This window comes from Pseudomonas hefeiensis (assembly GCF_030687835.1).
Taxonomy (GTDB): domain Bacteria; phylum Pseudomonadota; class Gammaproteobacteria; order Pseudomonadales; family Pseudomonadaceae; genus Aquipseudomonas; species Aquipseudomonas hefeiensis.
Window position 1 is genome coordinate 5,778,221 of the sequence record NZ_CP117449.1, and the last position, 21,611, is coordinate 5,799,831.

General features: G+C 60.0%; 15 protein-coding genes and 2 pseudogenes. 9 read left to right on the top strand and 8 right to left on the bottom strand.

The window, feature by feature from the left end:
- Positions 1–11 precede the first annotated feature (11 nt).
- The 5 genes from PSH57_RS26175 to PSH57_RS26195 all read right to left on the bottom strand — a co-directional run bounded on the left by PSH57_RS26175 (position 12) and on the right by PSH57_RS26195 (position 7,186).
- Positions 12–1,259 carry an ABC transporter permease gene (locus tag PSH57_RS26175; RefSeq protein WP_305386226.1) on the bottom strand — a complete coding sequence of 416 codons (1,248 nt, stop codon included), beginning with the start codon at positions 1,257–1,259 and terminating at the stop codon, positions 12–14.
- Between the two features lie 209 nt (positions 1,260–1,468).
- The gene (locus PSH57_RS26180; protein ID WP_305444790.1) at positions 1,469–2,512 is read right to left on the bottom strand and encodes an ABC transporter substrate-binding protein; all 1,044 of its coding nucleotides are present in this window, start codon (positions 2,510–2,512) and stop codon (positions 1,469–1,471) included.
- A 50-nt stretch (positions 2,513–2,562) separates the two neighbouring features.
- Positions 2,563–3,687 (bottom strand): ABC transporter ATP-binding protein, encoded by a 1,125-nt coding sequence (locus tag PSH57_RS26185; protein ID WP_305386231.1) that lies wholly within the window; start codon positions 3,685–3,687, stop codon positions 2,563–2,565.
- 346 nt (positions 3,688–4,033) lie between these two features.
- Positions 4,034–4,663, bottom strand: coding sequence for a response regulator (locus PSH57_RS26190; RefSeq protein WP_076383435.1), 630 nt, complete (start codon positions 4,661–4,663; stop codon positions 4,034–4,036).
- 129 nt (positions 4,664–4,792) lie between these two features.
- Positions 4,793–7,186, bottom strand: coding sequence for a PAS domain-containing sensor histidine kinase (locus PSH57_RS26195; protein WP_305386235.1), 2,394 nt, complete (start codon positions 7,184–7,186; stop codon positions 4,793–4,795).
- A gap of 77 nt (positions 7,187–7,263) precedes the next feature.
- On the opposite strand from PSH57_RS26195, the gene PSH57_RS26200 reads away from it, so the two are divergent.
- On the top strand, positions 7,264–8,259 hold the full coding sequence (locus PSH57_RS26200) for an alpha/beta hydrolase family protein (RefSeq protein ID WP_305386236.1): 996 nt from the start codon (positions 7,264–7,266) through the stop codon (positions 8,257–8,259).
- A gap of 42 nt (positions 8,260–8,301) precedes the next feature.
- On the opposite strand, the gene PSH57_RS26205 is transcribed toward PSH57_RS26200, so the two are convergent.
- Genes PSH57_RS26205 through PSH57_RS26215 form a run of 3 tightly spaced genes read right to left on the bottom strand, consistent with a single transcriptional unit; the run spans position 8,302 to position 10,764 of the window.
- The gene (locus tag PSH57_RS26205; RefSeq protein WP_305386239.1) at positions 8,302–9,069 is read right to left on the bottom strand and encodes a TerB family tellurite resistance protein; all 768 of its coding nucleotides are present in this window, start codon (positions 9,067–9,069) and stop codon (positions 8,302–8,304) included.
- A gap of 1 nt (position 9,070) precedes the next feature.
- Positions 9,071–9,742 (bottom strand): N-acetylmuramate alpha-1-phosphate uridylyltransferase MurU, encoded by a 672-nt coding sequence (gene murU, locus PSH57_RS26210; RefSeq protein ID WP_305386240.1) that lies wholly within the window; start codon positions 9,740–9,742, stop codon positions 9,071–9,073.
- Positions 9,739–10,764, bottom strand: a complete 1,026-nt coding sequence (locus PSH57_RS26215; RefSeq protein WP_305386242.1) for an aminoglycoside phosphotransferase family protein — start codon at positions 10,762–10,764, stop codon at positions 9,739–9,741. The genes murU and PSH57_RS26215 overlap by 4 nt, the downstream gene beginning before the upstream one ends.
- A gap of 1,127 nt (positions 10,765–11,891) precedes the next feature.
- On the opposite strand from PSH57_RS26215, the gene ltrA reads away from it, so the two are divergent.
- From ltrA to glpE, 8 genes and pseudogenes are all read left to right on the top strand, one after another.
- Positions 11,892–13,589: a group II intron reverse transcriptase/maturase gene (gene ltrA, locus PSH57_RS26220; protein ID WP_305386245.1), complete on the top strand. Its 1,698-nt coding sequence runs from the start codon at positions 11,892–11,894 to the stop codon at positions 13,587–13,589.
- 155 nt (positions 13,590–13,744) lie between these two features.
- Positions 13,745–16,543 carry an LPS-assembly protein LptD gene (locus PSH57_RS26225; RefSeq protein ID WP_305386247.1) on the top strand — a complete coding sequence of 933 codons (2,799 nt, stop codon included), beginning with the start codon at positions 13,745–13,747 and terminating at the stop codon, positions 16,541–16,543.
- Positions 16,524–17,842, top strand: a pseudogene (gene surA, locus PSH57_RS26230) (peptidylprolyl isomerase SurA). Before PSH57_RS26225 ends, surA begins: the two are co-directional and overlap by 20 nt.
- Entirely contained in the window at positions 17,839–18,828 is a 990-nt protein-coding gene (gene pdxA / locus PSH57_RS26235; protein ID WP_305444792.1) for a 4-hydroxythreonine-4-phosphate dehydrogenase PdxA, read from the top strand. The pseudogene surA and the gene pdxA overlap by 4 nt, the downstream one beginning before the upstream one ends.
- Positions 18,825–19,643: a 16S rRNA (adenine(1518)-N(6)/adenine(1519)-N(6))-dimethyltransferase RsmA gene (gene rsmA, locus PSH57_RS26240; RefSeq protein WP_305386253.1), complete on the top strand. Its 819-nt coding sequence runs from the start codon at positions 18,825–18,827 to the stop codon at positions 19,641–19,643. Before pdxA ends, rsmA begins: the two co-directional genes overlap by 4 nt.
- 108 nt (positions 19,644–19,751) lie before the next feature.
- A pseudogene (apaG, locus tag PSH57_RS26245) lies at positions 19,752–20,133 on the top strand (Co2+/Mg2+ efflux protein ApaG).
- Positions 20,133–21,011, top strand: a complete 879-nt coding sequence (locus tag PSH57_RS26250) for a symmetrical bis(5'-nucleosyl)-tetraphosphatase (protein ID WP_305386259.1) — start codon at positions 20,133–20,135, stop codon at positions 21,009–21,011. The pseudogene apaG and the gene PSH57_RS26250 overlap by 1 nt, the downstream one beginning before the upstream one ends.
- Before the next feature lie 33 nt (positions 21,012–21,044).
- Positions 21,045–21,374, top strand: coding sequence for a thiosulfate sulfurtransferase GlpE (gene glpE / locus PSH57_RS26255; RefSeq protein WP_305386261.1), 330 nt, complete (start codon positions 21,045–21,047; stop codon positions 21,372–21,374).
- The last annotated feature ends 237 nt before the right edge of the window (positions 21,375–21,611 follow it).

Genomic DNA, 21,611 nt, shown 5'->3' on the forward strand with positions numbered 1-21,611 from the left:
TCAATCTCCCCTCAGCTCAGGCGCAGGCGACTGGCGCCCACCAGCCAGTTGTAAATCAGATAGAGCACGACGGTTGCCAGCAACAACAACCCGCCGAGCGCCGTGGCCATACCCCAGTTGATGCTGGTGTTGGTGTAGAACGCGACAAAATAGCTGACCATCTGATCGCTCGGGCTGCCCAGCAGCGCCGGGGTGATGTAGTAGCCGATGGCGAGGATGAACACCAACAGGCAACCGGCGCCGACACCGGCATAGGTCTGCGGGAAGTACACGCGCCAGAAACTGGCAAACGGATGGCAACCCAGGGAAATCGCCGCACGCATGTAAGTCGGTGAGATGCCTTTCATCACGCTGTAAATCGGCAGGATCATGAACGGCAGCAGGATATGGACCATGGAGATGTAGACGCCGGCGCGGTTGAACACCAGCTCCAGCGGCTTATCGATGATACCCATGGCCATCAGGCCACTGTTGATCAGTCCGCCCGATTGCAACAGCACGATCCAAGCTGCCACCCGCACCAGGATCGACGTCCAGAACGGCAACAGCACCAAAATCATCAGCAGGTTGCTCTGGCGCGACGGCAGGTTCGCCAGCAGGTAGGCCAATGGATAGGCCAGCACCAGACAGATCGCGGTAATCACCAGGCCCATCCAGAACGTACGGGCAAAAATATCCAGGTAGATCGCCTGATCGGGGGTGGCCGGGGCCAGTTCACCGAGGTCATCGATGCGATGATCGACAGCCGCCAGCAGGTAATACGGGGTGACATCACTGGTGTTGCGGCGGATCACCTGCCAATACGCCGGGTCGCCCCAGCGTTCGTCGAGGCTCTCCATCGCTTCTTTATAGGAGGCCGGTTCAGTGGCGAACGGCAGCGCACGGGCGGTCTTGGTCATCAGGCTGCGGTAGCCAGCCAGTTCCATGTTCAGACGCTTGGACAAATCGCCCAGTGTCTGATTCTTGCGGGCCTCGGCCAGGTCTTCGCTGGCGGCCTTGTATACCGGCTCGCCTGGCAACCCACGTCCGTCCCAGGCAGCGACCGCAGCGACGGTACGCGGCATGCCGTTGACCACTTCCGGGTTGCTGACACTTTTGAACAGCAGCGCCACGATCGGCACCAGGAACACCAGCAACAGAAACAACACCAGCGGCGCGATCAAGGCCTGGGCCTTCCAGCGGTTGACCCGCTCGGCGCGCTTGAGCCGCTGCTTCAGGGTGGGGCTGGTGCCCGCGTTCAGTGGAACGGCGATGGCCATGGCGAACTCCGCAAATCTTTTTGATCGTTACAGAGGCGGCGTACCGCCTCTGTTCTTTTGAAACACCCAAACTGTGGAAGCTGATTCCCCCGTGGGAGCAAAGCTTGCTCGCGATGGCTGCGACACATTCAATATTGATGTGTCTGACAGACCTCTATCGCGAGCAGGCTCGCTCCCACATGGATCTCGTCCAGCTTCAGACCGTCGGGTTACTTCGCCGCCCAGGAGTTGAAGCGCTGCTCCAGTTGCTCACCGTTATCAGCCCAGAAGCTGACGTCGATCTGCACCTGGTTGGCGATGTTTTCCGGGGTGGTCGGCATGTCTTTCAAGACATCCTTGGACAGCAGCGGTACAGCCTGGGTGTTGGCCGGACCGTAGGCGATGTTTTCCGAGTAGGTCTTTTGCTGCTGCGGCGCCACCGAGAAGGCGATGAATTTCTTCGCTGCTTCGGCGCGGGTCTTGTCCAGGCCGCGTGGGATCGCCCAAGCGTCGAAGTCGTAGATACCGCCGTTCCACACCACTTTCAGGTTGCTTTCGTTCTGCACCGCGGCGATCCGGCCGTTGTAGGCCGAGCTCATGACCACGTCACCGGAAGCCAGGTATTGCGGCGGCTGGGCGCCGGCTTCCCACCACTGGATGTTCGGCTTGAGTTCGTCGAGCTTTTTGAAGGCGCGATCCTGGCCATCCTTGCCGGCCAGTACCTTGTAGACGTCTTTAGGCGCGACGCCGTCGGCCATCAAGGCAAATTCCAGGGTGTACTTGGCGCCTTTGCGCAGGCCACGCTTGCCCGGGAATTGCTTGGTGTCCCAGAAATCCGCCCAACTGGTCGGCGCGGTTTTCAGCTTGTCAGCGTTGTAGGCCAGCACGGTCGACCATACGAAGCAGCCCACGCCGCAAGGCTGGATGGCACCCTTGACGTAGTCTTCGGCCTCGCCGAACAGCGCCGGATCCAGTTGCTCGAACATGTCTTCGTCACAACCACGGGACAGCTCTGGGGATTCGACTTCCACCAGGTCCCACGAAACGCTCTTGGTGTCGACCATGGCCTTGACCTTGGCCATTTCGCCGTTGTATTCGCCAGCGATAATCTTACCGTTGCCGGCCGCTTCCCATGGTGCGTAGAAGGCTTTGGCCTGAGCCGCCTTGTTCGCCCCACCGAAAGACACCACAGTCAGGTCCGGGCCCGCCGCCATCGCGCTTGCCGCACCCATCATGCCCAGGGTCAGGGCTGTGAACTTCAGGGATCTCAACATTTATTGTTCTCTCCACGTGCAGGGTTGGTGTTGGTACAGCAGGGGGGCGATCAATTCGCCTCTAGAAGGGGGTCGAGCGCACGCACATGCTCGACTTGCCAGCCAAGCGGAACCACGTCCCCAACGGTGAGCCCGGGATCGAGCTCGGCAATGGGTTGTTTCACGAAGAAGTCATTCTTGCCGCAGACCTCCAGGCGAACCCGGACGTGGTCGCCCAGATAGATGAATTCCGCCACCCTCCCTGAGAAGCGGTTGACACATTGTTCGCTTGCGCCGTTAAGGCTCACCCGTTCCGGGCGGATCGACAGGGTCACCGGCTCGCCGGGTTTGCCGACGTTCACCGCCAGGGCCTCGACCTTTTCGCCACGCCCCAGCTCCACCAGACAGCGGTCGCCAGTGTGACTGTGCAGGCGGCCGTTGAGACGGTTGTTCTCGCCGATGAAGTTGGCGACGAAAGTGTTTTTCGGCTCTTCGTAGAGGGTGCGCGGCGCGGCAATTTGCTGGATTTCGCCCTGGTGGAACACCGCTACGCGGTCGGACATGGTCAAGGCTTCGCCCTGGTCGTGGGTCACGTAGACCACGGTCACACCGAGGCGCTGATGCAGATGCTTGATCTCCATCTGCATGTGTTCACGCAGTTGTTTGTCCAGCGCGCCAAGGGGTTCGTCCATCAGCACCAGTTGCGGTTCGAACACCAGCGCCCGGGCCAGGGCCACGCGCTGTTGCTGGCCGCCGGACAACTGCGCCGGGTAGCGTTGGGCAAACGTGTCCAACTGAACCATGCTCAAGACGCGCTTGACCCGATCACTCACGTCGCTTTTGTTCAAGCCGCGCACGGTCAGCGGGAATGCCAGGTTCTCGGCAACGGTCATGTGTGGGAACAAGGCGTAGTTCTGGAACACCATGCCGATGTCACGCTTGTGGGGCGGCACGTTGTTGATGGAGCGCCCGGCCAGTTGGATCTCGCCGGCGGTCGGTGTTTCAAACCCGGCGAGCATCATCAGGCTGGTGGTTTTGCCGGAACCGGACGGCCCGAGCAGAGTCAGGAATTCGCCTTTGCGAATGTCCAGGTTGAGGTCCTTGACGATCAGGTTCTCGCCGTCGTAGCTCTTTTGCACACCACGAAAGCTGACCAGCACATCACTGGCCCCCGCGCTTGAATCGACCTGGCTCATACCCGCACCTTTTGTATTGATGACTGCTTGTGAATCAAGCCTAGTGGAGCCTGGGGGCCGCGCAAATCGGGACGCAGGAGAGAATAGCCTCAGCCGGATGGAAGAGTCGGTGTAGGGATTTCCCTACAACGATGGCGGGATTGGATAAGGACAGTCGTGAGTTATGAGCTGCAAGCTGCAAGCAGGGGCAAAAGCGATGTCGGGGCGTGTCGCAAATGGATATGCCGGCGCATCTATCCTGTGGGAGCGGGCTTGCTCGCGAAAGCGGTGTGTCAGTCGACAAATGCGTTGAATGTAAGATCGCCTTCGCGAGCAAGCCCGCTCCCACAAGGGAACCGTGTGAGGCTTAGAGCAGCTTGTGCTCCATCGCGTACTTCACCAGCTCCGCCAATGAGGTGATGTTGAGTTTCTGCATCAGCCGCGCTTTGTGAGTGCTGATGGTTTTGCTGCTCAGGGCCAATTGCTGGGCGATGTCATTGACGTTGGCCCCTTGGGCCAGGCGCTCGAATACCGAGAATTCGCGCTCGGACAGCAGCGAGTGCAGCGGTCGGCTGTCGGTCAGGCCAACTTCGAAAACCATGCGGTCGGCCAGCTCCGGGTCGATGTAACGTCCGCCGGCCGCGACCTTGCGGATCGCCATGAGCAGCAAGGCCGGGTCGCTGTCCTTGGTCGCGTAGCCGGCGGCGCCGACCTTCAGCGCCCGCGCCGCCATTTGCGCCTCGTCGTGCATCGACAACACCAGGATGGCCGGCGGATTGTTCAACGCACGGATCCGCGGGATCGCCTCCAGGCCATTGACGCCAGGCATGGAGATATCCAGCAACACCACCTCACAGGGCACATGCCGCAGGGTCTCCAGCAATTGTTCGCCATTGCTCGCCTCCCCCACGACCACCAGGTCCTTCGCCAGGCCAATCAACTGTTTAATGCCTTCGCGGACGATGGTGTGGTCTTCGGCTACCAGTACACGGATCACTCTTTTCTCCAGATTCAGGTTCTCATCGCGAGCAGGCTCGCTACCACAGGGTGGTGTGCGTGTATGTATCTCAATCAATGTGGGAGCGAGCCTGTTCGCGACAGCGTCAGCCAAGCCAACCAAAAACCATCAGGCCTCATTCACCGGCACCCGCACCGCCAGGGTCGTACCCTCCCCCGGCTCACTTTCCAACGATAACTGCCCGCCCATGATCAACACCCGCTCCCGCATGCCGACCAGACCAAAGGAGGTCGGCCGACCCGTGGCGGGAACGAATCCTACACCGTCGTCGCTCACCGTCAGACAGAGCTGGTCGTCTTCCTGCACCAGCGTCAGTTCTACAGTATGCGCCTGGGCATGGCGCATCACATTGGTCAGCGCTTCCTGAAGAATCCGAAACAGACCGATGGCCTTGGCGTCGCTCAAGGGCGGCAGATTGTCCGGTACCTGCACCAGGCATGGGATCTGCGTGCGCGCCTCGAAACGCCGCGCCTGCCATTCGATGGCCGAGGCGATGCCCGCATCGAGAATAGGCGGACGCAATGCCGTCGCCACATCCCGCACCAACTGGAACAACTGGGCAATCAGGCGCTTCATGCTGTTGAGCCGCTCTTGCAGGCCCGGGTCGAGCTGCGCATAGGCCAGTTCGCACATGGACGTTTCCAGCTTCAAGACCGTCAACATCTGACCCAGCTCGTCATGGACCTCCCGAGCTATACGCGCTTTTTCCTCTTCCCGCACGCTCTCCAGATGCGCCGACAATTCGCGCAGTTGTTCCCGGGAGCTGGCCAGCTCGAGTTCGATGCGCTTGCTTTCGGTGATATCCCAGACGATGCCATCCCAGACGTAGGCACCGTCCTCGAGACGACGGGTAATGGCCTTGATCTCGGCCCAGCGCTCCCTACCTTCGCGGGTCAGGATGCGGCCCTGCCACGACCAGTCGCTGTCACTGTCCAGCGCCTGGTCCTGAGTGCGGTGGTAACTAGCCTTGTCCTGAGGGTGTACGAGGCTGCGCAGGCCGGTGTCGCTACGGGCCAGGGTCGCGGGGGAATACCCCACGAGGCTTTCGCTGCCTTCACTGATGTAGGCAAAGTCGATCTGCCCGGTCACTGGGGCCCGTTCCAGGCGAAAGACCAGGCCCGGGACGTTGGCGGCGATCCCCTGCAAGCGCGCCTCGCTTTCGCGTAGCGCCGCCAGCGCTCGACGGCGCTCGGTTACGTCGTTTATGTAGACCACCAGGTATTCGGCATCGCGAAAACGCAGGAAGCTCAAGGAAACGTCGGCTGGAAGGATACTTCCATCGGCCCGCACACATTCGGTTTCGAAACTCTGTGGCCCCTCCTCGCTGGCCCGGGCGCGCTTCCACAGGTTCAGCCAGCGATCCATGTGCAGGCCCGGTTCGAAGTCGATCAAGGGTCGCTCAATGATGGCGCCCGGCGCATAGCCCAGCATGATTTCGGCAGCGCGATTGGCATAGCGTACATGGCTATCCCAATTGACCCAGAGAATGCCGACAGTGCTTTGATCGATGGAAAATTGCGTCAGGCGCAAGGCTTCCTCGCTGGCGGCCCGCTGGGCGATGTCATTTCGCGCGTAGCGAAGGCGCCGTTCCAGCGCCCTTTGCTCGCGGCGCTGCCAGAACACGATGGCCACGCAACTCAAGAACAGGGCCAGCAGCAACAGGGTCAGGTTTTGCCAGAAACCCGGGGAATCGGTCAGCCGCGGATATTGGGGTTTGAGCCAGCGACTGTGCAATTGCTCAAGTTCCTTGGCCGGGATCGCCTGCAAACCGCTCTCGATGATGTCGGCCAACTCCGGCCAATCCCGGCGGGTGGCGACGCGCAACAGCTGCGGCAGCCCGATATCGCCCACGACCACCAGCCCGGAGAATTCAGGCTCGACCATCAGTCGCCCCAATTGCGCCTCATCGACCACGGCGTAACCGGCCTGTTGACTCAACAACAGTTGCAGGGCCTGGCGTTCCAACGGTACGCCTTGAAGATTCAACGTCGGGTAATTGCTGCGCAAATAATCGGCCGTGGTGCTGGGCATGCGCACCGCCACCCGCACTTGAGCATCGAGCTTTTCCAGCTCGACCCCTTCGGCACCTTTCTTCTGGCCGACGATCAATTGCGGCACACGCATGTAGGGGTCGGAAAACCGCCAGAGACGCAGCCCGGCCGGGGTCTGGGTCAGTCCTGGGGCAACGTCCACCTCACCGGAGCGCAACGCCGCTTCCAGTTGCGCCACGTCCTGGAAATTGCGCCAGGTCAGCTCGACATTCAACGCCTTGCCCAACCATTGCATCAGCTCGACATTGGTGCCGGACAGGCGCTGCAAGCGCCGGTCATATTGCGCATACGGCGCCTGCAACACGAGGCCGACGCGCAGTTGCGGATGCTGGAGCAGCCATTGTCGCTGGCCCGCGTCCAGTTGCACTTCATTTACCGACGGTGCAGGCGCGGCCCACGCCATCAAGGGAAGCCATAAACAGCCGATAACCCACAGGCAGCAAAAACGCATCTTCGAAGTCTCACGCACTGACAAATACTGACCAACCCATTAGGCTGCCGGAAATACTTCTGGCCCTGGAATATCCGATGCCCTTTGTTTATCGCCTGGCATTGCCAGCATTGTGCCTGTCGCTGATCCTGCCGAGCGCCTTTTCTGTACAGGCTGAAGAACCGACGCCCGCGGCGGCGGATCAAACCGCCGAGGAAAAACCGGTCGAACGTCCGCCTTTGCTCGAGCGTAGCGAGGAAGAAGCGACGGCACTTGAACGAAATCTCCCTCTTCAGGAGCAACAACAGCTACAGACCGGCAGCGACACTTTCCTGGCTCTCTGGAAGCCGGCCAACACTAGCGAGCCCCAAGGCGCGGTCATCATAGTCCCCGGCGCCGGCGAAACTGCTGACTGGCCTCAAGTGATCGGCCCATTGCGCAAAAAACTACCGGACATTGAGTGGAGTAGCCTGAGTATCACCCTGCCGGACCTGCAAAGCGACGTCATCGCACCGCGCGTCGTGGAAACACCGCCCGAAACCAAACCGGCCGACGTGGCCGGCGCAGCACCGGACGCCACCACCGCAGCGCCGATTGAACAGGTGGCGGGCGGCGAGGCCGACGCTGTGGATCCGGTCGTTGCCCAAACCAGCGAGGAACACCTCCTGGCCGATGCCGAACGTATCTTTGCCCGTATCGATGCGGCACTGGCTTACGCCGAACAGCAGAGCGCCCGCAGCATTGTTTTGCTGGGCCACGGCACCGGCGCCTATTGGGCGGCACGCTACCTGAATGAAAAACAACCTTCGCAGATAGAGCGTTTCGTGATGGTCGCCGCCCAGACCCCGGTCACAGTCAAACCCGCCCTGGCCGAACTGACCCCCACCTTGAAACTGGCGACCGTCGACATCTTCTACATGGACAAACCGCAGGATCGCAATGAAGCACTGGAGCGCCTGCAGGCCAGCAAACGTCTTAAAGGTTCTAGCTTCAGTCAGGTATCGCTCAAAGCAGTGCCCAACTCATCGGCACAGCAGGAACAGCTGTTTCGTCGGGTTCGCGGGTGGTTGAACCCGCAAAAGCCGGGGGAGTGAGGCTTAGGCAACCCCCAAACCAGCCACAGCGGCTATCACCTTCTAGCGAAAATCCCGCCGCTCGCGGATCAACCGATAGGCGTTATGTAACTCTCGGGTTCTGTCGGTAGCGTCACGGACCTGCAATGGCGTCGCCCCACTACCGGCAATCTTGTCCGGGTGGTGACGGCTGAGCAGGCGACGGTAAGCCCGCTTGATCTGCGACGGCTCGCTGGTGGCCGAAACCCCCAGCAAACGCAATGCTTCCTGATAGGTCACACCGTTGTTGGGCAGCGAATGTTTGTGTGGTTCGTAATCCACCGCCAGTGCCTGGACCTGCTGCGGCGTCCAACCCAGCCACTTGCCCCACTGGGCAAGCAACTCACGCTCGCCGGTGCCTGCGCGACCATCGGCCCAGACCATCCGCCAGCAGGCCCGCAGCACGCCTTCCGCCGCATGGGGCTGGGTCGCAAGGCGACGCAAATAACCGCGCAAATGGTCGTTTCCGGTTTTGCCCCGGTTGAATGCGGCGACAGCCCGGCGCTGTGCCGGTTCGCTCAAGTCCAGGGCGCGCATCTCATGGCGAGCCTGTTGGATGTGCCCATCGACCACTCGGCCATCGCTCTTGGCCAGTCGCCCAAGCAGTACAAACAGCAACTCATCGTTGCGCAACGCTGGCCGACCACCCAAACGCTCGCGCACCTGCGCCCAGCCTTGCAGATTAAGTCGCCGATCCAGCGCTTGTCCTAACAACGCACCCAGCATGGCCCCCGGAATGCTGGCTATGGCAAAGCCCGCCCCGGCTCCAATCAGAGTCCCTGGCCACCACATATCAACGGCTCGCTTCTATCAAGGTTTCAACCTGCGCCAAACGTTCATGAGTCCCTACATCCACCCAGTGTCCCTTCAGGTGCTCGCCGCTGACCAGGCCCTCGGCCATGGCCTTGCGTAGCAGCGGTGCGAGTTTGAACGCGCCGTCCGAGCAGCCCTCGAACAACCGCGGATGCAAGACGGCAATGCCGCTGTAGGTCAGTTTGTCGGCAGCGTCCCCGCCATCATGAATCTGTCCGTCGGCCAGGATGAAATCGCCCCCCGGGTGGTGTTCGGGATTATCCACCAGCACCAGGTGCGCCAAGCAGTCCCGAGGTCGGCGCAAGGCGCTGAAATCGTAATCGGTCCAGATGTCGCCATTGATCACCACGAACGCTTCATCGCCCAGCAACGGCAGGGCGCGGAAAATTCCACCGCCGGTCTCCAGCGGCTCACCCTCCGGGGAGAACTGGATGCTCACGCCGAAACGTGAACCGTCTCCCAGATAATCTTCGATTTGCTGACCGAGCCAGGCGTGATTGATCACAATGTCCCTGAACCCGGCCCGAACCAAGGCACGCAGATGGTATTCGATCAAAGGAACGCCGCCGGCGCGAACCAGCGGTTTGGGCGTGGTGAGGGTCAAGGGGCGCATGCGCTCCCCCTTACCCGCCGCCAGGATCATCGCTTTCATGCCGTCGCTCCGGCCGATTGCCGCAGGCTGGAGAGCAACTGATCGAGTTCCGCCAGTTCAGGGCGACGGGCAATGACCGCTTCTATATAAGCAAAGAAGCGCGGCACATCGCCCAGGTAACGCGGCTTGCCGTCGCGGTGGCAAATACGCGCGAAAATCCCGATGACCTTGAGATGGCGCTGCACGCCCATCAGGTCGCTGGCCCGCAGGAAGTCCTCGAAGTCCGGCTGGACCGGGATGCCTAGCGCACCGGCCTGCTGCCAGTAACCCTCGAGCCAGCCGCGCACGCGCTCATCGGGCCAACTGAGAAAAGCGTCCTTGAACAGGCATGTGACGTCATAGGTCACCGGGCCATAGACCGCATCCTGAAAGTCCAGTACGCCGGGGTTCGGTTCGCTGAGCATCAGGTTGCGCGGCATATAGTCGCGATGCACCAGCACTTTCGGCTGAGCCAGCGCGCTGTTGATCAGCAGGTCGCTGGCCTGTTGCCAGAGCGCTTGTTGAGCAGCATCGAATTCGATGCCCAGTTCATGTTTGACGTACCACTCAGGAAACAGCTCCAGCTCCCGGCGCAGCAAAGCGACGTCGTAGCTGGGCAGTGGCGCGACCATCGGCAGTTGTTGAAAAGCCATGAGGGCCTGCAAGGCATCGCGGAATAATTCGTCGGCATTTTCGTCGGTGATCACGTCCAGATAAGTCTGATTGCCCAGGTCATTGAGCAAAAGAAAACCGCGATCGAGGTCTTCGGCATAAATTTTTGGCACGTTGATGCCGGATTTCGCCAGCAAAAAAGCAATGTCCACGAAGGGTTTGCAGTTTTCCTGGGGCGGTGGCGCATCCATCACGATCAAGCTGCGGCCCTCGCCTTCCCAGCGGAAATAACGGCGGAAACTCGCGTCGCTGCTGGCGGCGGTCAACGTGGCCGGGGGGACGGCGCCCCAGCCCTGTTGAACAAAAAGGATCGGCAGCTGTTCATCGAGCCAAACTTTCAGGTGTTGCAAGCGTACATCTTGGTCAGGCATTGCAAGGGTCTCCGACGGCGCTAGCCGTCAAGCGGGTCATGCTTTATTATCCAGCATCTTGTGCGACACGCGTAGCGTGCCTCCAGCTTCGCGATGAGGAGTCATCGTGAAGGGTTCTTGCAAAGGAACCAACAGCCCGGCAGCCAGTCCGGGAAACAAAACCGCCCAAGGAGTCCTTCGCCTAAAAAGACTCGTTGTCGCTGCGGCGCAATAGCGAACCCAAAACCACTTAGCACTCGGAAGCGTGGTTATGGTCCGGATTTCGGACTGGGAGTGCTTACTTCAGTTAATCACATCGGCCTCACGGCCTCACTCTGACGGGAAGAATCCCCGCAGGGGTTCCTCCTTCTGCAAATAGGGGGAACATCACCCAGACAAGCCGTTTTCCTACGGTCCTTGTCCATTTCAACTGGAGACATGAGCGAAAGTTCTGTCTGTCATTGTCCAACTGTTGCAGTCACTGAGCAGTAGCGGACTCGTTGTGCGACCAACGATAGCCTAGGAAGACATGCGTCACTGGTAACGGTGGGGTATGAAGCTCTTCCGACAATGTAGCCCCCGTCAGGGCGTGATCTTGCTGCGAGGCAAGTCATGGATGCTCGGAGCAGTACCGGGTTGAGGCGCTAGGCTGGCTGGCAAGGGCAACGTAAGTGAACTGCTGATAAACGCCGTAAGGATAACCATGCCCAAACTGCTGTCAGGCATGAACCAAAAGGTACGAGGCCAGATATTCCTGTGGGATGTGGGAATACGTCGCTACACAAGCCTCCGGCGAAAAGGCAGGCCCTAAACCAGTCGTGTGACAGTCAGGGAACGTGGTAAGCCCGTATGGCTGCCTTCGGGCAGGTAAACCGCAAGGTGAACTGTTGGCTGTGCGGGTATGGGATCGCAGAGAAAGCGAACGCCGAGCTGTAATGGTTCGGATAGGGATTGGAACATTATCCCACGGGAAACCGGGCAGACTTCTGCGTGGTCTTTCATCGCATGAATGCTGATTGAGCCTGTTTCAATGAACTTCGAGGTCCAGAAATACCGGACCTTCCAATAGTCCAACCCTGACGGGAGCGTCCCTCCCCATCAGGGGATGTGTACGTCTTCTGCTCAGGACCATCTGAAAGGAAGGCAGCATGATAGAACACAGCCAAATAGCCGTGTCTGCGCCTTCCAACGCTCCGCAGCAATGGCACGACATCGACTGGTATCGCGTTCAGCGGAACGTTCGGGCAATGCAGATACGGATTGCGAAGGCTTGTCGGGAAGGCAACTGGCGCAGGGTGAAAGCCTTGCAGCGGATGCTGACCCGCTCACGCTCGGCCAGATACTTGGCCGTACGGCGAGTCACTGAAAACCAGGGCAAGCGCACGGCGGGAGTCGACCGCGTGCTCTGGGATACACCGGATGCCAAATGGAAAGCGGCAGATGGATTGAAGCGCCACGGGTATAAACCTCGGCCGCTACGGCGAGTGTTTATCCCAAAGTCGAATGGAAAGGAGCGCCCTTTGGGCATCCCGACCATGACTGACAGGGCAATGCAGGCGTTGTATTTGCTTGCTCTGGCGCCCATCGCAGAAACCACGGGTGATCCCAATAGCTACGGCTTCAGGATCGAACGCTCGACGGCGGATGCGATGGGGCAGTTGTTCGTTTGCCTGTCCAAGAGGCTATCGGCCAAATGGGTTTTAGAAGCGGACATCAAGGGCTGCTTTGACCATATCAACCACGACTGGCTGATCCACCACGTCCCTACGGACAAAATGGTTCTTCGCAAATGGTTGAAAGCAGGCGTGATCCATAAAGGCCAGCTTCAGGCAACGGATGCCGGTACACCTCAAGGCGGGATTATCTCGCCGACCTTGGCAAACATGGTGCTGGATGGCCTGGAAACACAGCTCAAGCAACATCTGGGCGTGACACGGGCCAAGAAGCTGAAAATCAATGTAGTGCGATATGCGGACGATTTTGTGATCACTGGCGAATCGAAAGAGGTGCTCGATAGCGAAGTCAAACCTTGGGTGGAGCAGTTCCTCGCGGTGCGCGGATTGCAGTTATCCCCTGAGAAAACCCATGTCGTCCATATAGATGAAGGCTTTGACTTTCTGGGTTGGAATTTCCGCAAGTACGGCGGGAAGCTTCTGATCAAGCCGAGCAAGAAAAACGTGAAAGCGTTCTATCGCAAGGCCAAGGAGGTCATCAGCACCAACAAAGCGGTGACGCAAGAGGATCTGATTCGATTGCTGAACCCGATGCTGCGAGGCTGGGCGTCGTATCACCAGCCAGTAGTCGCCAAGAAGGCGTACAGCCGCATGGACTTTCAAATATTTCAAGCGCTATGGCGCTGGGCAAAACGGCGACACCCGAACAAAAGCCTCGACTGGATCAGGAAGAAGTATTTCCAACTCATCGAGGGTCGAAACTGGGTGTTCTGCACCACGTTACTGACAGAGACTGGGGACAAAGAGGAGATAAGGCTATACACCCTTGAGGCTACGCCGATCGAGAGGCACAGAAAAATCAGCGGGGAGTACAACCCGTTCGATCCTTCGATGGAGGAAATGGGCGAGAAACTGCGGATGTCCCGGATGCTCGGGAAGCTGAAATACCGTAAACAAGTATCAAACCTGTTTCAATCGCAAAAAGGTCTGTGTTTACTGTGCAAGAACCCGATAACCAGCGAGACGGGGTGGCATGACCACCACATCATTTATCGCTCACAAGGCGGTGGTGACTCGCTAAGCAACCGGGTACTATTGCATCCCATTTGCCACCAGCAGCTTCATGCTCGTGGGCTAACAGTGAACAAACCGGCTCCCGATTTCGGGGGTTAAGTAGAGACTTGAGCCGTATGCGCTGAAAGGCGCACGTACGGTTTTTAGGGGGGAGCAGGCCAGAAATGGTCTGTTCCTACCCAACTTTCAGACCATCGAGAGGCGTGCGGCCCACACCGCGGGCAGATGGCACGCAGGAAGCCCGGACTAATAAGATGGCATTGAAATCCCCCGCGTTTCGTAAAAAATTTCCGTTGCTGGTCACCGGCAGTCTGCTGGCCCTGCAACCCCTGGCCTCTTCATTCGTCGTCGCGGCGCAGCAGTATGACTGCTCCGTCTCCGCTTCGGGTGCCTGGGACTGTTCGCCCAAGACGCCGGCTGCTGCATTGCCGCCACGTCCGGTGCATGACGGCAGTGCGGTTTCCGCCAGCGGCGAGGCCCCGGCCGACAGCAGTTCGGGCGAGGAAGCCGGCGACAAGCCCGTGCTCGTCACGGAAGCCAAAGGCCGCGGCCTGAAGTCTCGCAGTGCGGACTACAGTCACCTGGACTGGGTTCCACGGGAGAATCTCACCCCTGCCCAATTGGCCGAAACCGGTCCTTATTGCGCCGGTGCCTATATCGAGCCCGTTCGTCCTGGCATGAATGACAAGACGGACAAAAGCGACGCTCCGACCTTCCTCGGTGCCAAGGCGTCGCGCTACCAGCAGGAAGAACAGGTGGCGACGCTTGCCGGCGACGTGGTCATGCGTCAAGGCAGCATGCAGGTCGAGGCCGACGAGGCCAACCTGTACCAGGCTGAAAACCGCGGTGAGTTGAGCGGCAACGTGCGCGTTCGTGACAACGGTGCGCTGATCGTCGGCGACCACGCCGATGTGCAACTGGACACCGGCGAAGCCAAGGTCGACAACGCCGAATACGTGATGCACAAATCGCGCATCCGCGGTAACGCCCTTTACGCCAAGCGTGCCGAAAACGCGATCATCCGCCTCAAGGATGGTACGTACACCACGTGCGAGCCGGGCAGCAACGCCTGGACGCTCAAGGGCAACAACATCACCCTGAACCCGGCCACCGGCTTCGGCACCGCGACCAACGTCACGCTGCGGGTCAAGGACTTCCCGGTCCTGTATACGCCGTACATCTATTTCCCGATCGATGACCGTCGCCAGTCCGGCTTCCTGCCGCCGACTATCGGCACCGGCAGCGATACCGGCTTTTTGCTGGTCACCCCGTATTACTTCAACCTGGCACCCAACTACGATGCCACGTTGTACCCGCGCTACATGAGCAAGCGCGGCCTGTTGATGGAAGGCGAATTCCGCTACCTGACCAAGTCCAGCGAAGGTCAGTTCGGTGCGGCGTACCTCAACGATGAAGACGATGAGCGCAGCGGCCAGTCCGACTACGACAAAACCCGCTACATGTACAACTGGCAGCACAAGGGCGGGCTCGACTCGCGCGTGCTGACGGAAGTCGACTACACCAAGATCAGTGATCCTTATTACTTCCAGGATCTGCAGTCCGACCAGATTGGTGTCGAGTCCAACGACTATGTAAACCAGCAGGGCGCCGTCAGCTATCGCGGTGACAACTACGTTGCGCGGGTGAATGCCCAGGCTTACCAGATGGCAACGATTTCGAAGATCACGCCGTATAACCGCCTGCCGCAGATCACCTTCAATGGCGCACTGCCGCAGCACCCGTATGGTCTGGATTTCGCCTACAAGACGGAGCTGGTGCGCTTTGATCGGGATTTGCGGACCGGCAACTACTCCGATGAGGACGGCAACACCGAGCCGTGGTTGGACACCAACGTTCGCGGCCTGGCACGGGCTAACGGCAATCGCCTGAACCTGGCACCGGTCATGAGCCTGCCGATGGAAGCGACCTACGGCTACATCAAGCCGGCGCTGAAGTATCAGTACACTCAGTACGACCTGGATCTGGACGGCACCGGTAAATCGCAAATCGCCGCACAATCTGCCGAGACTGATCGCCTGCGGGGCACTTACAGTGGCAGCCAGAGCCGCGGCGTTCCAATCGCCAGTATCGACAGCGGTCTGTACTTCGACCGGGACACCCAGTGGTTTGGCACTAGCTATCGTCAAACCCTGGAGCCGCGCCTGTTCTACCTCTATGTTCCAGAGAAAGATCAGAGCGATATCCCGGTTTTCGACACTGGCGAATCCACCTTCAGCTACTCCTCGCTGTTCCGGGACAACCGTTTCTCCGGCTCTGACCGTGTCGGCGACGAGAACAAACTGTCTTTGGGCGTGACCAGCCGCTGGATCCAGGAAAACGGTTTCGAGCGCCAACGCGTCAGCGTCGGCCAGGCCTTTTACTTCAAGGACCGCGAAGTTCAACTGCCAGGCATCGATTTCAACACGCGTGAAGATGCCAAGTCAGACGTATCTCCTTACGCACTGGAGTACGAATTCCGCTGGAACCGCGATTGGCGCACCACGGCTACCTACAACTGGGACCCGGACACCCGCAGCCCTCGCTCGGGCAGCGCGATGTTCCACTACCAGCCTGAAGATAATCCGAACAAGGTCATCAACGCCGGCTACCGCTATCGCAACGACCAGGTCCGCTACGACCAGACTACTGGTCAATGGTCCGTGGGCGGCGGCGACTACGGCACTCCGGGGACTCCGGGCTACGTGAAGGACTACTACAAGATCCAGCAGCACGACTTCTCGGTCATCTGGCCAGTCGTGCCGCAGTGGAACCTCATCAGCCGCTGGCAGTATGACTACAACCGCAACCGTACCCTGGAAGCCTTCGGTGGTTTCGAATACGACAACTGCTGCTGGAAACTGCGCCTGATCAACCGTTACTGGGTCGACTATGAAGAGTTCAGTCAAGCCGCCCCGGAAAACGAGAAGGGCGACCACGGCATCTTCCTCCAAATTGTCCTGAAGGGACTCGGCGGCCTCACCGGCGCCAAGGTAGAGAGCTTCCTCGACAAAGGCATCCAAGGTTATCGTGAACGTGAAGACCAAGCTTTCTGATTGTCTGCGCCCGCTGATGCTGGGCGCGCTGTTCCTGGGTACCGCGGCCAACGCCGCGGTACAACCCCTCGACAAAGTGGTGGCCATCGTCGATAACGACGTGGTCATGCAAAGCCAGCTGGACCAGCGCGTCCACGAAGTGCAGCAGACCATCGCCAAGCGCGGGGGTGGCCTGCCGCCTCCGGGCGTACTGGATCAACAGGTGCTCGAACGCCTGATCGTCGAAAACCTGCAATTGCAGATTTGGCGAACGCTCGGGCATCCGCATCACTGATGAAGAACTGAACCAGGCCGTCGGCACCATTGCCCAGCGCAACAACATGAGCATCGACCAGTTCCGCGCGGCCCTGGCTCGCGACGGCCTCTCTTATGAGGACGCTCGCGATCAGATCCGTCGCGAGATGATCATCAGCCGTGTGCGCCAGCGTCGTGTAGCCGAACGCATCCAGGTGTCCGAGCAGGAAGTGAAAAACTTTCTCGCCTCCGATCTGGGCAAGATGCAGCTTTCCGAGGGAACTGCACCTGGCGAACATCCTGGTTCCTACGCCGGAAAGCGCCAACTCCGAAGCCATCCAGAATGCTTACCGCCAGGCGATGGACATCTACCAGCAGCTCAAGCAAGGCGCCGACTTCGGTCAGGTGGCCATTGCCAAGTCTGCCAGTGACAATGCCCTGGAAGGCGGGGATATGGGCTGGCGCAAGGCCGCCCAACTGCCACCTCCATTCGATCGCGAACTGAGCAGCATGGCCGTGGGTGACATCACCCAGCCAGCCCGCACGCCCGGCGGCTTCATCATTCTCAAACTGTTGGAAAAACGCGGTGGCGGTACTCAGGTGCGTGACGAAGTGCATGTTCGTCATATCCTGATCAAGCCAAGCGAGATCCGCAGCGAAGCCGAGACCAAGCGCCTGGCGGAGAAACTCTACGAGCGCATCGAAGCGGGCGAAGATTTCGCCGAACTGGCCAAGAGCTTCTCGGAAGACCCGGGTTCAGCGCTCAACGGCGGCGACCTGAACTGGGTTGACCCGAACGCACTGGTACCCGAGTTCCGCCAGGTGATGGCCGAAACACCCCAAGGCCAGCTGTCCAAGCCGTTCAAGAGCCCTTATGGCTGGCACGTACTGGAAGTCCTTGGCCGCCGCGCCACGGACAGCACCACCCAGGCTCGTGAACAACAGGCGATGACCGTGCTGCGCAACCGCAAGTACGACGAAGAGCTGCAAACCTGGCTGCGTCAGATCCGCGATGAAGCCTACGTCGAAATCAAACTTCCTGGTGCAGACCAGGCAGCGCAGTGAAACCCAAGCGTTTCGCGCTGACACCCGGCGAGCCTGCCGGCATTGGTCCCGACCTGTGCCTGCTGCTCGCCTCGCAACCCCAGCCACATCCCCTGATAGCCATCACCAGCCGCGACCTGCTCCTCGAGCGGGCCGCGCAGCTGGGGGTGGTCGTCGACCTGCTGCCAGTGACACCCGGAGCCTGGCCGGATATCCCGGCACCCGCCAATAGCCTGTATGTCTGGGATACGCCGCTGGGCGCCCCGGTGGTTACCGGACAGTTGGACAAGACCAACGCGGCATTTGTCCTGCAAACCCTGACCCGCGCTGGTCAGGGCTGCCTGGACGGGAGTTTCGCCGGCATCATCACCGCTCCGGTGCACAAGGGCGTGATCAACGAATCCGGGATTGCCTTTTCCGGGCATACCGAGTTCCTGGCGGACCTGACCCACACCACGCAGGTGGTAATGATGCTCGCCACCCGTGGCCTGCGCGTGGCACTGGTGACCACTCACCTGCCCTTGCGGGACGTCGCCGACGCCATCACCCCGCAACGCCTGGAGCGGGTCACGCGGATATTGCACGCCGACCTGCAGGAAAAGTTCGGCATCGCCCGGCCCCGTATCCTGGTGTGCGGGCTCAATCCCCATGCCGGTGAAGGCGGACATCTGGGCCATGAAGAAATCGACACCATAGAACCCACCTTGGAGCGCTTGCGCAGCGAGGGCATGGACCTGCGTGGCCCGCTGCCTGCCGACACTCTGTTTACCCCCAAATATCTGGAGCACTGCGACGCAGTGCTGGCGATGTACCACGATCAGGGCCTGCCCGTACTGAAGTACAAAGGCTTCGGCGCGGCAGTCAATGTAACCCTGGGCCTGCCGATCATCCGCACGTCGGTGGACCATGGCACCGCCCTGGACCTGGCCGGCAGTGGCAGGATCGACACCGGCAGCCTGCAGGTCGCCCTGGAAACCGCCTACCAGATGGCCGAGACCCATTTATGACCGAGCAATACCAACACCGCGCGCGCAAGCGCTTCGGCCAGAACTTCCTGCATGACGCTGGCGTAATCGATCGCATTCTGCGCTCCATCAATGCCAAACCCGACGATCGCCTGCTGGAAATTGGCCCAGGCCAGGGCGCGCTGACCGAAGGCCTGCTCGGCAGCGGTGCGCAACTGGACGTGGTTGAACTGGACAAGGACCTGATCCCGATCCTCAACCAGCAGTTCGCTGGCATGAGCAATTTCAACCTGCACCAGGGCGACGCGCTGAAGTTCGACTTCAAGAGCCTGGAGGCTGCGCCCAATAGCCTACGGGTGGTGGGGAATCTGCCGTACAACATCTCCACGCCACTGATCTTTCATCTGCTGAGCAACGCTGGCCTGATCCGCGACATGCACTTCATGTTGCAAAAAGAGGTGGTCGAACGGCTTGCGGCAGGCCCTGGCGGCGGTGACTGGGGTCGTCTGTCGATCATGGTTCAGTACCATTGCCGGGTCGAACATCTGTTCAACGTAGGCCCTGGAGCTTTCAACCCGCCCCCCAAAGTCGATTCGGCCATCGTCCGGCTGGTGCCTCATGCCGTCCTGCCGCACCCGGCCAAGGATCATCGCCTGCTGGAGCGCGTCGTACGCGAAGCCTTCAATCAGCGGCGCAAAACCCTGCGCAACACCCTGAAGTTATTGCTCAGCAGCGCCGAAATCGAAGCCGCTGGCGTTGACGGCAGCCTGCGTCCCGAGCAATTGGACCTGGCGGCTTTCGTGCGCCTGGCCGACAAGCTCAGCGAACAGGTAGCAGTGAAAGCCGACGCCAGCTGACAAGCTCATCGCTATCGGGTGGGACGTCTGGTCTACTACCCGATACTTGGCCTAGACTGATCTTCTCAGCTACGCCCGCGTCCCGCTTCGCTTTTAAGGCCTTTTTGCATGTCCGATCTTCGTTATCAGGTCGACGTCAGCGTCGCCACCCGCTTTCTGGCAGAACAGTCGCAACCCGAGCACAACCGTTTCGCCTTCGCCTATACCATCACCGTGAGCAACAACGGCTCATTACCGGCCAGGCTGCTATCACGCCCACTGGGTCATCACCGACGGCGACGGTCATGTCGAGCACGTGCGTGGCGAGGGCGTGGTCGGTCAGCAACCGCTGATCGACGCGGGGAAAAGCCACAGTTACAGCAGCGGGACGGTGATGACCACCAAGGTCGGCACCATGCAGGGCACGTACCAGATGCTGGCGGAGGACGGCAAGCGTTTCGACGCCATCATCAAGCCGTTCCGCCTGGCGGTGCCCGGAGCCTTGCACTGATGGCCACGTATGCGGTCGGCGATCTGCAAGGTTGCCTTGACCCGCTCAAATGCCTGCTGGAACGGGTCGCCTTCGACCCGCAGAAAGATAAGCTGTGGCTGGTGGGCGACCTGGTCAATCGCGGCCCACAATCGCTTGAAACCTTGCGTTTCCTCTACAACATCCGTGATTCGCTGGTCTGCGTGCTCGGCAATCATGACCTGCACCTGCTGGCCGCCTGGCAGAACATCGAGCGCCTGAAAAAATCCGATACCTTGAGCGAGATCCTCGATGCCCCTGATTGCGTCGAGCTGCTGGAATGGTTGCGCCTGCAAAAACTCATGCACTACGACGAGCAGCGTAACCTGGCGCTGGTGCACGCCGGCATCCCGCCCCAGTGGTCCTTGCGCAAGGCGCTCAAGTGCGCCGGCGAAGTCGAACACGCGCTACGCGACGACAACCTGTTCGGCCCCTACCTGGATGGCATGTACGGCAATGAACCGGTCAAATGGGACAACAATCTCACCGGCACCGCTCGTCTGCGAGTCATCACCAATTATTTCACCCGCATGCGCTTCTGCACCCGCGACGGTAAGCTGGACCTCAAGGGCAAGGAAGGCATCGAAACCGCCCCACCTGGCTATGCCCCCTGGTTCAAACACAAAGAGCGCAAGACCCGTAATCTGAAGATCATTTTCGGGCACTGGGCGGCACTGGAAGGCCAATCCGACGAACCTGGGGTTTTCGCTCTCGACACCGGATGCGTATGGGGCAGCGCGATGACGTTGATGAACGTCGACTCAGGCGAGCTGCTGCGTTGCGAGTGTGACGAACAGGGTCACGCCAAACCCCTTCATCATCCGACCACTGCATCAGTAACGGCCGCCACTATCATTTGATCGGTGCCGCGCGTCAGGCTACAGGAGTCCTAAATGACCGCATTTAAACGTATTCCCCCCGAACAGGCCCAGGCCCTGCGCGAAACAGGCGCGGTTGTGGTCGACGTTCGAGATCCGGCTACATTCGCCGCTTTGCATATCAGCGGCTCGACCCATCTGGATAACCACTCCCTATCCGAATTCATCCGCAATGCCGACCTCGACGCCCCCGTGGTGGTGGTCTGTTATCACGGCAACTCCAGCCAGAGCGCAGCCGCTTACCTGGTCAGCCAGGGCTTCTCCGATGTCTATAGCCTGGATGGCGGTTTTGAGCTGTGGCGCACGGTTTATCCTGCAGAAACAGCCCTAGGCAACCCGGAATAATTTTTATGACGCCCAAGCCCACGTGAACCGCGGGTTTGGGTGATGGCGGACGAACGGCCAGCCACAACTTATTACGCATTCAACCTTTACCTCTCCGATTCCGAACTATCCTTAGCCTCAGGCCATCCAAAACAGGGGAGAGCCGGTACACCGGCGCGCGGGTTCATCGGGAGACAGCTTTCAGGAGACGGCATTCCTGACAGCATTCTGGGGGGTAAACGGCAGCTGGGTTCCCAG

Coding starts and splice junctions, on each gene's coding strand:
- PSH57_RS26175 (WP_305386226.1), bottom strand. CDS start 1,259: ATGGCCATCGCCGTTCCACTGAACGCGGGCACCAGCCCCACCCTGAAG.
- PSH57_RS26180 (WP_305444790.1), bottom strand. CDS start 2,512: ATGTTGAGATCCCTGAAGTTCACAGCCCTGACCCTGGGCATGATGGGT.
- PSH57_RS26185 (WP_305386231.1), bottom strand. CDS start 3,687: ATGAGCCAGGTCGATTCAAGCGCGGGGGCCAGTGATGTGCTGGTCAGC.
- PSH57_RS26195 (WP_305386235.1), bottom strand. CDS start 7,186: ATGCGTTTTTGCTGCCTGTGGGTTATCGGCTGTTTATGGCTTCCCTTG.
- PSH57_RS26200 (WP_305386236.1), top strand. CDS start 7,264: ATGCCCTTTGTTTATCGCCTGGCATTGCCAGCATTGTGCCTGTCGCTG.
- PSH57_RS26205 (WP_305386239.1), bottom strand. CDS start 9,069: ATGTGGTGGCCAGGGACTCTGATTGGAGCCGGGGCGGGCTTTGCCATA.
- murU (WP_305386240.1), bottom strand. CDS start 9,742: ATGAAAGCGATGATCCTGGCGGCGGGTAAGGGGGAGCGCATGCGCCCC.
- PSH57_RS26215 (WP_305386242.1), bottom strand. CDS start 10,764: ATGCCTGACCAAGATGTACGCTTGCAACACCTGAAAGTTTGGCTCGAT.
- ltrA (WP_305386245.1), top strand. CDS start 11,892: ATGATAGAACACAGCCAAATAGCCGTGTCTGCGCCTTCCAACGCTCCG.
- PSH57_RS26225 (WP_305386247.1), top strand. CDS start 13,745: ATGGCATTGAAATCCCCCGCGTTTCGTAAAAAATTTCCGTTGCTGGTC.
- rsmA (WP_305386253.1), top strand. CDS start 18,825: ATGACCGAGCAATACCAACACCGCGCGCGCAAGCGCTTCGGCCAGAAC.
- PSH57_RS26250 (WP_305386259.1), top strand. CDS start 20,133: ATGGCCACGTATGCGGTCGGCGATCTGCAAGGTTGCCTTGACCCGCTC.
- glpE (WP_305386261.1), top strand. CDS start 21,045: ATGACCGCATTTAAACGTATTCCCCCCGAACAGGCCCAGGCCCTGCGC.